Raw genomic sequence first — 12,771 nt, forward strand, 5'->3', positions numbered from 1 at the left:
CGTCAAAACTCCAGGCCGTCAATCTTGGCGACCGTCATGATGTCCTTGTCGCCGCGGCCGGAGAGGTTGACCACGATATTCTGATCGGGCCGCATGGTCGGCGCCAGCACCTTGGCATGGGCCAACGCATGGGCCGATTCCAGCGCCGGCATGATGCCTTCCACCCGGGTCAGCTCGCGGAACGCTTCGAGCACGGCGTCGTCGTTGGCCGCCACGTACTGCACCCGCCCGACATCCTTCCACAGCGCATGCTCGGGTCCCACGCCCGGATAATCGAGGCCCGCCGAGATCGAATGGGTATCCGAGACCTGGCCGCCCTCGTCGGACATCAGGTAGGTGCGGTTGCCGTGCAGCACGCCACGCGGCGCGTCCGACGTCAGCGGCGCGGCATGACGCCCGGTGTCGACACCGTCGCCGCCGGCCTCCACGCCGAACATGGCGACCCCGTCATCCTCGACGAAGGGGTAGAACAGGCCCATGGCGTTGGAGCCGCCGCCTACGCAGGCGATCAGCGCGTCGGGCAGCTTGCCGAACTCCTCCAGCGACTGGCGGCGCGCCTCGCGGCCGACCACGGCGTTGAAGTCGCGTACCAGCATGGGATACGGGTGCGGCCCGGCCACGGTACCGATGATGTAGAAGGTATCGTCGACGTTGGTGACCCAGTCGCGCAGCGCCTCGTTCATGGCGTCCTTGAGGGTACGGGTGCCGGACTCCACCGGTATCACGTTGGCCCCGAGCAGGCGCATGCGGTAGACGTTGAGCTTCTGGCGTTGGACGTCTTCGGCACCCATGTAGACCTCACACTCGAGGCCCAGGCGTGCCGCCACGGTGGCCGTGGCCACCCCGTGCTGACCGGCGCCAGTCTCGGCGATCACCCGCGGCTTGCCGCTCATCTTGGCCAGCAGCGCCTGGCCAATGGTGTTGTTCACCTTGTGCGCACCGGTGTGATTGAGGTCTTCGCGCTTGAGCCAGACCTGAGCCCCCCCGAGCTGCTTCGACCATCGCTCGGCATGATAGAGCGGTGACGGACGGCCCACGTAATGGGCCAGGTCATAGTCGAATTCGGCCTGGAAATCCGGATCGTCGCGAAGACGCAGATAGGTCTTCTCGAGATCGTCCAGGGCGAAGCTCAGGGTCTCCGAGACGAACCGACCGCCATAGGGGCCGAAATGGCCACGTGCGTCCGGCAGTCGGGTCAGGTCACTGAACTTGCTCACTAAAGACACCTCATAGGGTCGCCATAAGGGACAGGGATGGAATCTAGCTTGGGCGAAACGATTATCCCAGGCGCTTGCGGTCGGCCTGAGTCACCGCCGTGGCGAAAGCCGACAGCAGTCGGGAATCCTTGCAGCCGGGTTCGGCTTCCACACCGCCGGAGACGTCCACCGCGAACGGGTGCACGCGCTCGATGGCATCGGCTACATTGCCCGGGCTCAGCCCACCCGCGAGGATAACAGGTTTTGTCAGGCTTGCGGGGATTCGCGACCAGTCGAAGGTCTCCCCGGTACCGCCCGGCACACCCGGGCGATAAGCGTCCAGCAGCAGCGCCTGGGCGCCGGCATAGGCCTCGGCCGCACCGCACAGATCGATATCGTCGCGCATGCGCAGCGCCTTGATCCAGGGTCGCTCGAAACCGGCACAGAAGGCAGGGCTCTCTTCGCCATGGAACTGCAACAGGTCGAGATGGCGGCTGGCGCGGACAACGAACTCGGGCGAGGCATCGACGAACAACCCCACCCGGGTGACGAAGGCCGGCACACAGGCTGCCAGCGCCGCGAGACGCTCTTCATCGACATGCCGGCGACTGCCGGGCCAGAGTACGAAGCCGAGCGCATCGGCTCCCGCCGCCACGGCGTCGGTCACGTCCTGCTCGCGCGTCAGGCCGCAGAACTTGATGCGCGTGCGCACAGGCTGTGACAGCCTCATGACTCACCCTCCTTCACCATGGAATCGTCCCTCGTCGCCCCGGCCACTGGCCGGCCTCGACGAAATTCGACCATGGGACAAGCCGGCAGTTCGCGCTCGCCGCTCCACTCGCCCAGAAACGCCAGCAAATTCGGACCGAGCGGCTCCCGCGGCAACCCCCAGACCTCGTCATAGAGCGAATCGACGAAGTGCAACCCACAGGCCGGCGCAGTAACGTCGGAAAGCGTGCGATCCTTGAGCATCAACAGTTCGGCCAGGTAACCGTCGCCCTGCTCGCCGCGCCCCACGCTGACCAGCGCCCCGACGATGTTTCGGATCATGTGGTGCAAGAAGGCGTTTCCCTGCACGTCGACGACGACCAGCGGACCGTGCCGGCGAACCTCGATGAAGTGCAGGTGGCGCCAGGGCGTCTTCGACTGACAACCCGCAGCGCGAAAGCTGGAAAAGTCGTGCTCGCCCACCAGCGCCTGGGCCGCACGGTGCATGGCATCGGCATCGAGCGGGTCACGGCACCATGTCACGTTGTGGCGCTCCAGCACCGGCCGGCTCATCTGGTTGAGGATGATATAGCGATAGCGTCGCGCCAGCGCCTTGAAGCGAGCATGAAATTCGTCGGGCACCTCGCGCACCCAGTGTACCGCGACATCGCGGGCCAGGTTGGCGTTGGCACCGAACACCCAGGCTTTCTGCGAGCGCGATGCGGGCGCATCGAAATGCACGATCTGACGCGTGGCGTGCACGCCCGAATCGGTCCGACCGCTGGCATGCACCGTCACCGACTGGCCCGCCACCTTGGAGAGCGCCCGCTCCAATTCGGCCTGGACCGAGGGGGCATGCTTGAGTCTCTGCCAGCCACAGTAGGCGCTGCCGTCATATTCCACCCCCATGGCCAGACGGCCGTTGAGGGGATGGCGTTCATCGAGAGGTCGAAACAGGGTCATGCCGCCTTCAGAGCCGATAGTGAGTTAACAGTTGCTGGGCCTCGTCGCGCACCTGAGGATCGCCGCCGTCCCTCAACAGTCGCTGCAGCAGCGGGCGAGCCCGCTCTACGTCGCCGCTCTTCAGCAGGAGGCGGGCTTGTTCCAGGTCGTCACGCTTGCCGTTATCGCCCATGGCAATGCCATTATCGCGGTCCAGCGGCGGGAAGGCCACCTCCTCCACCTCCCATTCGGCTTCCTCCGCCTCATCGTTCGAAAGAGCGCTCGAACGCTCCGGCTGTTCGTCCTCCTGCCGGGCATCAATGGCATCGCTCATCAAGGGGAACTCGACGCTGGGCTGCATGGGCGTCTCTTCTCGTGAAGGCGGTTCCGGGTCCAGGGTAGGAGGCTGGTAATCGATCGTACGCCACTCCGTCGTCTCGCTACGTTCGGTGAGCGGAGCCCGTCTTGAAACATCGGTTGGCGGCTTCTCGTCGCCAAGTCCATCCGATGTTTCGTCCCTCGTCTCGTCCCGTGGCAGCTGCTCCTGGGGCGTCACCTCGTCCGGCGGCGTGTCTTCTCGGCCGACAGTATCAAGGCGGGGAAAGTCGACCTCTTGCGGCTCGACCGGAACCGAAGGCGCCTCCTGCTCCGCAGCGTGCTCCTTAGGTTCAACGCCCCCCCGTCCCGTTGGCTGGGCGTCTTCGCGTGGCGCTTCATCACTGCTCGCATGGGAGCCATTGCTGGGCGGCGTGGGCTGATGCTTGGCCAGCAGCCTCCCGGCTTCAGCCACCAGCGCCGAGTCGCCAGTCTCGGCAAGCAACTGCGCCTCGCGCTCTGCCGCCTGCCGGTTGCCCTGCTCCACGTGCACGTTGAGCAGCTTGAGTCGTAGGTCGTGTCGCTCGGGATCGCGGTCCAGGCCCGCCTCCAACAGCTCCCTAGCCTGGTCGTAGCGGCCGTACGCCATGAAGATATCTGCTTCACTGATCGCTTCGGCCTGCGGCATGGTGCTGCGCGGCACCTCTTCCGGGTGAGAGCCGGGTTCACCGACAGCCATGCCTGCCGCATTGGGCGGGGGCGGACTGGTGGTAGCGCCGGGCGGCACCGCCACGTCACCGGGAGGTGGCATGCCGTGAATCATGTTGGGCATGGCACTGCTTCCCGTCGCTGGGGCAGCATCACGGCGCTGACGGCGGCGAACCCACAGCCAGAGACCCAGTAAGGCAGCCAGTCCCGCCCCGCCAAGGATGAGGTTGCGATCGATGGTCGTCGGGTACATGCCTCCCCACCAGGGCGCGTCGGCCTGAGTGTCGGCCTCGCTCTGCACCACCACGCTGCCGGATCCGACGCCTTCGCTGCCCGCACCGCTGGACAGCAGCGCAGTCAGTTGCTCGCGCATGGCCTCGACTTCGTCACGCAAGCCGCCAAGTTCCTGCTGCAGAGCGTCGCGTTCGGCCTGCACTTCTTCGAGCGCGGCGCGGCTCTCTTGCCAATGCCGTTCGAACAGTACGAAGCGAGGATCGCTCCCCTCCAGGGCCAATTCCCCGACACCCAGCGTTGCCAATACCTCGGTATCGAGAACGCCTTCGGCACTCGATGCCGACCGGTCGCTATCCTCGGTAATGCCCATTGCGGTCTCGGCGGCAAGCTCATCGTCGCTGAGCAGCGTGAGCCGAGGCGAGGCATCGGTTTCAGCGGCTGGCGGCATGGCCTCTACCTCAGCCTGGACCTCGGCTTGCCCAGCTGGCTCTGTCACGGCCGGAGATGGCTGAGCAACCACACTCTCGCCTGCCGCAATCGAAGGTTCCAGGGGCACGCGGGCGGGCGCGCCGCTGCCACGACTGGCCCAGGCCTGGTTCATGGCCTGAACGATGCGGGATGCCTCGTCCGCGGAGCGTGCGGTAATGGCATCGCGCGACGGTACGGCAAGGGTGTGCCCTGCGCGCATGGCATTGATGTTACCCGAGGGGAAAACGTCGGGATTGGCTTCGACCAGTGCCACCATCATCTGGTCCATGCTGATGCTGCTGTCGGGACGCAGGCGCCCGGCTACCGACCATAGCGTATCGCCGCTGCCGACCCAGGCGCGATCCTCTCCCTGAGCCTGGCCGACCATCGGCGCAACGGTAGCGCGAGCCTCAACAGCTTCGGGCTCGACGGCCTGCTCTTCGGCGGCGGGCCTGGCCGCGGGCTCAGGCTGGCGATTCGAACCGCTCACCAGCACGGGCATGCTGTCGTAATCGGCTGGGTCGAGCAGCAAGGTGACTTCGCGAAGCTGGCGTCCCGATGGCCAGTCGAAGCGCAGCAGCAGGTCCATCCAAGGTTCACGCACGGCGCGCTCGCTGGACAGCGTCACCACCCATTGCCCCTGGCGCACCGCCACATCGGCCTTCACACTGGCCGCAAGCGGCGTGCGCACCAGCCCGGCAGATTCGAATTCACGAGACTCGGCCACGCTGACACGCAGCAAGTCGGGATCGAGCCCGGCCGTATCGGTGAGCGGAATGACGGCACGCAATGGTGTATTGAGCGAGGAGCGCACATCGACCTCCCCAACTCCCAGCGCCAGCACCAGCGGGCTTGTACCCGACAGCGCCAGCAGCATGGCTAATGTCAACTTGCGTCTCATTGAGCTCCCTTGCGTTGCCCGCTTGCTTTAAAACGCCCGGTTCTTTCGACGACCGAGATTAAGACCATGGAGAAATATGTAACATATCCTCGTAGCGCTTGCTGCAAGCCCCACGCAAAAACGGGGCATCCCCCGCAGGAGATGCCCCGTCATTGGCACTGCGAGACGATCACTGCTCGCGCAGGATCTTCAGCATGCGCTTGAGCGGTTCGGCAGCACCCCACAGCAGCTGGTCGCCGGCAGTGAACGCGGAGAGATACTCTCCCCCCATGTTCATCTTGCGTAGGCGCCCCACCGGGACGCTCAAGGTGCCGGTGACCATCGACGGCGTCAGCCCGGCAATGGTGGCCTCCTTGTCGTTGGGGATCACCTTGACCCATTCGTTGTGCTTGGCGATGCGCTCCTCAATCTCATCTATCGGCACGTCTTTCTTCAACTTGATGGTGAAGGCCTGACTGTGCGAGCGCATGGCGCCGATGCGAACGCAAATGCCATCGATGGGAACCGGATTGTCCTGGAGCCCAAGGATCTTGTTGGTCTCGACGCTGCCCTTCCATTCTTCACGGCTCTGGCCGTTCTCCAACTTGGTGTCGATCCAGGGGAGCAGGCTGCCGGCCAAAGGTGCGGTGAAGTTCTCGATCGGGAACCCATTACCGCGCATGGCCTCGGTGACCTTGCGATCGATATCGAGAATGGCACTGGCGGGATCGTCCAGCTCGCTCGCCACGCTGTCGCGCAGCGCGCCCATCTGATTGAGCAGCTCGCGCATGTGCTTGGCGCCGGACCCCGAGGCGGCCTGATAGGTCATTGAGGTCATCCACTCGATCAGGTCCGCCTCGAACAGCCCGCCAAGCCCCATCAGCATCAGGCTGACGGTGCAGTTGCCGCCGACGAAGGTCTTGGCGCCACGGGCCAACTGGTCGTCGATGACACGACGATTGACCGGATCGAGCACGATGGTCGCCTCGTCCTCCATGCGCAGTGTACTGGCCGCATCGATCCAGTAACCCTTCCAGCCACTGCCGCGCAGGTCGCCGTAGACCTGCTTGGTGTAATCGCCGCCCTGGCAGGTGATCACGACGTCCAGCGCCTTGAGTTCATCGATGTCGGTGGCATCCTTGAGCGGAGGTACGTCCACGCCGATGTCGGGGCCGGGCTTGCCGACCTGGGAGGTGGTGAAGAAGATCGGCTCGATGCCGTCGAAATCTCCATCCTCCTGCATGCGCTGCATGAGCACCGAGCCCACCATGCCGCGCCAACCGACGAAAGCGACTTTCAACATGTGAAGTCCTCCTGAAAAGAATGAGGCCAATAGTATACATGACCCGGGCCCACCTCGCAGGCGGGCCCGGGCTCAGGGCAACGACAGCAGTTCGGGAGACGGCGTTCAGGCCGCCTCGAAGGCCGCCAGCACCGCATCTCCCATATCGCTGGTCGATACGGTGCGCATGCCTTCGGATGAAATATCCGCGGTCCGCAGACCGTCGTCCAGCACTTTTCCCACCGCGTCCTCGATGCGCTGGGCAAGCGTCGGCTCGCCCAGCGTATAACGCAGCATCATCGCCACCGAGAGGATGGTCGCCAGCGGGTTGGCGACGTTCTTCCCGGCGATGTCCGGGGCACTGCCGTGGCACGGCTCGTACATGCCCTGGCCGCTCTCGTTGAGCGAAGCCGAGGGCAGCATGCCGATGGAGCCGGTGAGCATCGCCGCTGCATCGGAGAGAATATCGCCGAACATGTTGCCGGTGACCATGACGTCGAACTGCTTGGGGGCGCGTACCAGCTGCATGGCGGCGTTGTCGACGTACATGTGGGAGAGCTCGACGTCGGGATATTCCGGCGCCAGGTGCTCCATCACCTCGCGCCACAGGATGGTGACTTCGAGAACGTTGGCCTTGTCGACGCTGCACAGACGCTTGCCGCGCTTCTGCGCCAGCTCGAAGGCGACCCGGCCGATGCGTTCGATCTCACTCTCGGAGTAAACATAGGTGTTGAAGCCGACGCGCTGCCCGTCGCGCACCTCGATGCCACGCGGCTGGCCGAAGTAGATGCCGCCGGTCAGCTCGCGCACGATCATGATGTCGAGACCGGCCACCAGCTCGGGCTTGAGGCTGGAAGCGCTGGCCAGCTGCGGGTAGGTGATGGCCGGGCGCAGGTTGGCGAACAGGCCGAGGTTCTTGCGCAGGCCGAGCAGTCCCTTCTCGGGACGCTTGGCCAAATCCTCGAGCTTGTCCCACTTGGGCCCGCCCACGGCGCCGAGCAGAATGGCGTCGGCGGCCCTGGCCTTGTCCAGGGTCACCGCGGGCAGCGGCTCGCCATGTTCATCGTAGGCGGCGCCGCCGACCAGCGCCTCCTCCACCTCGACGTCGAGGCCATGGGCCTGGCAGGCGGCCAGGATACGGCTGGCCTGGGCAGTGATCTCGGGGCCGATGCCGTCACCCGGCAGTACCAGAATCTTGCGTGTCATGTTTTTCCATCCTCGTCCATGCCATCCTCGAGCGAATGGCGGCGGGCTGTACGGCGACAGGCCTGAGAGGAGGCGCTGTAAATACTTCCCTGTACGCTACCGATGCCATCCATGGCACCGGACCTCCTCTTCGGCCTGTCCCCCACGCCCTTCAATTCTCGGTTGGTCAACTTGTCCCGGATCAGCCCCGCTGCCTCCGGCAGATGCAGAGGGCGAATGCAGGGTGAGCGCGTCAGGCCTGGGCAGACTCGCGAAACAGCCACGGCCGCTCGGCGCGATGGCGCTGCTCGAAGGCGCGAATGGCGTCCTCGTCCTGCAGGGTGAGGCCGATGTCGTCGAGCCCCTCGAGCAGACAGTGCTTGCGGAAGGCATCGACCTCGAACTCGAGGATCTCCCCACTTGGCGTAATCACGCGCTGGCTCTCGAGGTCCACATCGAGGCGATAGCCTTCGCTGGCTTCCACTTCGCCAAACAGCCGGTCGATCGTCTCCTCGGGCAGGGTGACCAGCAGCAGGCCGTTCTTGAAGGCGTTGTTGTAAAAGATGTCGGCAAAGCTCGGCGCAATCACCACGCGGAAGCCGAAGTCCTCCAGCGCCCAGGGGGCGTGCTCGCGTGAGCTGCCGCAGCCGAAGTTGCGCCGTGCGAGCAGCACGCTGGCGCCTGCATAGCGCGGCTGGTTGAGCACGAAATCGGGATTGAGCGGGCGCTTCGAGCAGTCCTGACCGGGCTGACCCTCGTCGAGGTAGCGCAGCTCGTCGAACAGGTTGACGCCGAAGCCGGTACGCTTGATCGACTTCAGAAACTGCTTGGGAATGATCAGGTCGGTGTCGACGTTGGCCCGGTCGAGCGGAGCGACGAGCCCCTCGGTACGTTCGAACTTTCTCATGACTCAGGCCTCCTCTGCTGCAGGCTGGGCGTCGAAGCGACGGACGTCGACGAAGTGACCGGCAATGGCGGCGGCGGCGGCCATCGCCGGGCTGACCAGGTGGGTACGCCCGCCGTACCCCTGACGCCCCTCGAAGTTGCGGTTCGAGGTGGAGGCACAGTGCTCGCCGGCACCGAGCTTGTCGGCATTCATCGCCAGACACATGGAGCAGCCCGGCTCGCGCCACTCGAAGCCCGCCTCGATGAAGATCTTGTCGAGCCCCTCGGCCTCGGCCTGGCGCTTCACCAGGCCCGAGCCCGGCACCACCATGGCGAGTTTGATCGAGTCGGCCACCTTCTTGCCGCGCGCCACCTTGGCCGCTTCGCGCAGGTCCTCGATGCGGGAATTGGTGCACGAGCCGATGAATACCTTGTCGAGCCTGATGTCGGTAATCTTCTGCTTCGGCGCGAGCCCCATGTACTCCAGCGCGCGGGTGTAGCCGCGCTTGACCGTGTCGTCGTCCTGCTCGACCGGGTCGGGCACTTCGCCCGAAATACCAGTGACCATCTCGGGGCTGGTGCCCCAACTCACTTGAGGCTCGATCTCGGCGGCGTCCAGCGTCACCACCTTGTCGAACTGGGCGTCCGAGTCGGAGACCAGATTGCGCCAGTCGGCCACGGCGGCCTGCCACTGCTCGCCCCTGGGGGCGAAGGGGCGCTCGGCAAGATACTCGATGGTGGTGTCGTCTACGGCGATCAGGCCGACGCGGGCACCCGCCTCGATGGCCATGTTGCACACTGTCATGCGGCCCTCCATGGAGAGCTCACGGACGGCGCTGCCGGCGAATTCGATGGCGTAGCCGGTGCCGCCGGCGGTACCGATCTTGCCGATGATGGCCAGGACTACGTCCTTGGCGGTGACGCCGGTGCCGAGTTCGCCCTCGACGCGCACCTGCATGTTCTTCATCTTCTGCGCCAGCAGGCACTGGGTGGCGAGCACGTGCTCCACCTCTGAGGTGCCGATGCCGTGGGCAAGGGCAGCGAAGGCGCCATGGGTGGCGGTGTGGGAGTCGCCACAGACCACGGTCATGCCCGGCAGCGTGGCGCCCTGCTCCGGCCCCACTACGTGGACGATGCCCTGGCGCGGATCGTTGATCTTGAACTCCTCGATACCGAACTCGACGCAGTTGTCGTCGAGTGTCTGCACCTGGATCAGCGACACCGGGTCCTTGATACCGACGTTGCCTTCGGCGCGCTCCTTGAGGGTGGTCGGCACGTTGTGATCCGGCGTGGCCAGGTTGGCGTCGAGGCGCCACGGCTTGCGCCCTGCCAGCCGCAGGCCCTCGAAGGCCTGCGGCGAAGTCACTTCATGCAGCAGTTGGCGGTCGATGTAGATCAGTGCGGTACCGTCGTCGCGCTCCTTTACCAGGTGCTGCGACCACAGCTTGTCGTAAAGCGTCTGGCCTGCCATGTCGTTCTCCCGGGCTCTACGGGCCCTTTGCTATCCGGTCCGAGTCTTGACCAAGTCTTGCGCGGCTCGCCCATAAAAGCAATTCATGTTATTTATTCATTGGATTCCATTAAGGAATACAACGAAACGATGGACACCCAAAGCCTGCAAGCCTTCCTCGCCGTGGCCGACAGCGGCAGCTTCTCGCGCGCCGCCGAACAGCTCTACCTGACCCAGCCGGCGGTTTCCAAGCGCATCGCCACGCTGGAAACACAGATCGACGCGCGGCTGTTCGACCGCATCGGCCGGCGCGTCACACTGACCGAGGCGGGCCGGGTACTGCTGCCCCGCGCCCGGCAGATACTGGTCATGGTCGACGACAGCCGCCGCGCGCTGACCAATCTCGAGGGCCGGGTCGCCGGCAGCCTGACCCTGGCCACCAGCCACCACATCGGCCTGCATCGCCTGCCTCCGCTGCTCAAGGCCTACACCCAGGCTCACCCGGAGGTGCGCATGGACCTGCGTTTCCTCGACTCGGAGCAGGCCTACCAGGGCGTGTTGGATGGCGAGTTGGAAATGGCCGTGGTCACTCTGGCCCCGCTTCCGGACCCGCAACTCGACGTGGTGCCGGTGTGGGACGATCGAATGTGCTTCGTTTGCGCCCACGATCATCCGCTGGCGAGTCGCGCGCGCCTCATGCTACACGAGCTGTGCGACTTCGATGCTGTACTGCCCGGCCCCTTGACCTTCACTCGCACATTGGTCGAGTCACGCTTCGCTGCTGCCGGCCTTACGCTACCCGTGGCGCTTTCCACCAACTATCTCGAAACTCTCAAGATGATGACGGCCATCGGCCTGGGATGGAGCCTGCTGCCGGAGCGGCTTGTAGCCGGAGAGCTGCACGAGCTGGACGTGGAGCATCCCGTAATTCATCGCTCGCTGGGCTATCTGGTGCACCGAAGCCGCACGCTGTCGAATGCCGCGCGGGCAATGCTCTCCCTGCTGGAAGAGGCGCGTGACGCATCGAGTCGCCGCGCATAAGAGAATATTGTTAGACTGCTTACAAAACACCTCGATCCGGAGCCCGACGTCATCGCCCCCTCGCCCGATTCTCCATCGACCTCCACACGCCACACCCTGGCTGGCGTGTTGATACTGATCGGCCTGGTGCTGCAAATTCTCGGCTTCATCGGGCTGACGCCGCTGCCACACGGAGTCGGCTATGCACTGTGGCTAGCTACCCTGCTGCTGTGGCGCGACATTCCCCGCCGCACCCGCTGGCAGGCCGGCGCGCTGGCCGCCATCGGTCTGGGGCTACTGGTCCTGGCTCGGTGGCGCTACGCCGCCGAAATTGCCTGGCCAACGGTCACTAGCGGCAACACTTATGTAGTGGCGATGCTGGTCGGGGTGAGTTTCATCGGGCTGATCGGTAACCGCAGCGGCTCGAAACGTCCCTTGGGCCATCCTGTCACCGGTCGCCGCGGCACCCTGGGCACCTGGCTAGGCGTGCACCTACTCGGCACCATACTCAACCTGTCGACGGTCTTCATGATCGGCGATCGCCTGACCCGACGCGGCCCGCTGACCACGCCCCAACTTCTGGCGTTGAACCGAGGTCTCTCCAGCGCTGCGCTGTGGTCCCCCTTCTTCGCCTCCATGGGTGTGGTGATGACCCTGGCACCGAATATGGAGTACTCCCGCATTCTCGCAGTGGGTCTACCGCTGGCACTGCTCAGCGGCACTCTGACCACGCTGGAACTGTCACGCCGCTTCGATCTGTCCGAGGTCGCGGGCTTCTCGCTTTCGCCCCGCAGTTTGCTGATGCCGGTGGTGATGGCCGCCCTGGTAATGCTGTTTCATTTCCAGCTGACCCCCGAGCTCAGCATCGTCAGTATCATCACCTTTCTCTTGCCGGCCGCGGCATTGGCCAGCAACCTGCCCGCCGGGCCGCGCTGGACCCTGCACCGCGTGCGCCAACATACCCTCTCGCGCCTGCCCGCCATGCGCGGCGAAATTGCCCTGTTCCTCTCCGCCGGACTGCTGACCCTGGGGCTCTCGACCCTGGTTGCCGCAGCCACGGGGAGTGAATGGACGCTATTCGCCCACTTTGGCCCCGCTCAGGCGGTCCTCAGCTTCCTCGCGATCGTGGCCAGTGCCGTGGTGGGGCTGCATCCGATCATTGGCGTCTCGGTACTCGCCTCGACGCTCAACCTGAGCGGCAACGAGCAGACCCTGTTCGCCTTCACCGCCCTCGCCTCATGGGCAGTGGGCACTTCGGTAGGGCCGCTGTCGGGTATCAATCTTTCGCTGCAGGGTCGCTACGGCGTCAGCGGCTACCGCATGATGCGTCACAACCTGGGCTATGCCACGGCGATGGTAGTGCTGGTGATAGCCGTCATGCTGCTCAACGAGACCCTGTCCCTCTTCGCATGAAAATACTGCCCCGAGCAACCAGACATCACACGCCGCAGTAGCAGAACACTCCAACCCGCCACGTGGATCCCCACCATGCATTTTC

The 12,771-nt window shown here is 64.9% G+C and carries 10 protein-coding genes; 2 read left to right on the plus strand and 8 right to left on the minus strand.

What is annotated here, in order from left to right; genetic code table 11:
- Positions 1-2 precede the first annotated feature (2 nt).
- The 8 genes from trpB to leuC form a co-directional block, all read right to left on the minus strand.
- Positions 3-1,217 carry a tryptophan synthase subunit beta gene (gene trpB, locus HBJ55_RS02890; RefSeq protein WP_167110868.1) on the minus strand — a complete coding sequence of 405 codons (1,215 nt, stop codon included), beginning with the start codon at positions 1,215-1,217 and terminating at the stop codon, positions 3-5.
- Between the two features lie 61 nt (positions 1,218-1,278).
- On the minus strand, positions 1,279-1,926 hold the full coding sequence (locus HBJ55_RS02895) for a phosphoribosylanthranilate isomerase (RefSeq protein WP_167110869.1): 648 nt from the start codon (positions 1,924-1,926) through the stop codon (positions 1,279-1,281).
- Positions 1,923-2,867: a tRNA pseudouridine(38-40) synthase TruA gene (gene truA, locus HBJ55_RS02900; RefSeq protein ID WP_167110870.1), complete on the minus strand. Its 945-nt coding sequence runs from the start codon at positions 2,865-2,867 to the stop codon at positions 1,923-1,925. Before truA ends, HBJ55_RS02895 begins: the two co-directional genes overlap by 4 nt.
- 7 nt (positions 2,868-2,874) lie before the next feature.
- Positions 2,875-5,460, minus strand: coding sequence for a FimV/HubP family polar landmark protein (locus tag HBJ55_RS02905; RefSeq protein WP_167110871.1), 2,586 nt, complete (start codon positions 5,458-5,460; stop codon positions 2,875-2,877).
- Positions 5,461-5,641: 181 nt separating this feature from the next.
- Positions 5,642-6,754: an aspartate-semialdehyde dehydrogenase gene (gene asd, locus HBJ55_RS02910; protein WP_167110872.1), complete on the minus strand. Its 1,113-nt coding sequence runs from the start codon at positions 6,752-6,754 to the stop codon at positions 5,642-5,644.
- Positions 6,755-6,859: 105 nt separating this feature from the next.
- Positions 6,860-7,939 carry a 3-isopropylmalate dehydrogenase gene (gene leuB / locus HBJ55_RS02915; protein ID WP_167110874.1) on the minus strand — a complete coding sequence of 360 codons (1,080 nt, stop codon included), beginning with the start codon at positions 7,937-7,939 and terminating at the stop codon, positions 6,860-6,862.
- Positions 7,940-8,171: 232 nt separating this feature from the next.
- The gene (leuD, locus tag HBJ55_RS02920; RefSeq protein WP_167110876.1) at positions 8,172-8,825 is read right to left on the minus strand and encodes a 3-isopropylmalate dehydratase small subunit; all 654 of its coding nucleotides are present in this window, start codon (positions 8,823-8,825) and stop codon (positions 8,172-8,174) included.
- Between the two features lie 3 nt (positions 8,826-8,828).
- Entirely contained in the window at positions 8,829-10,274 is a 1,446-nt protein-coding gene (gene leuC / locus HBJ55_RS02925; RefSeq protein WP_167110878.1) for a 3-isopropylmalate dehydratase large subunit, read from the minus strand.
- Between the two features lie 129 nt (positions 10,275-10,403).
- Between leuC and HBJ55_RS02930 the strand changes: the two genes are divergently transcribed.
- A complete protein-coding gene (locus HBJ55_RS02930) occupies positions 10,404-11,294 on the plus strand; it encodes a LysR family transcriptional regulator (protein WP_167110880.1) in 891 nt (296 codons plus the stop codon).
- Between the two features lie 96 nt (positions 11,295-11,390).
- Positions 11,391-12,686, plus strand: a complete 1,296-nt coding sequence (locus HBJ55_RS02935) for a hypothetical protein (protein ID WP_167111063.1) — start codon at positions 11,391-11,393, stop codon at positions 12,684-12,686.
- Positions 12,687-12,771: the final 85 nt, after the last annotated feature.

This window comes from Billgrantia bachuensis, assembly GCF_011742165.1.
In the GTDB taxonomy this organism is placed as follows: domain Bacteria; phylum Pseudomonadota; class Gammaproteobacteria; order Pseudomonadales; family Halomonadaceae; genus Halomonas; species Halomonas bachuensis.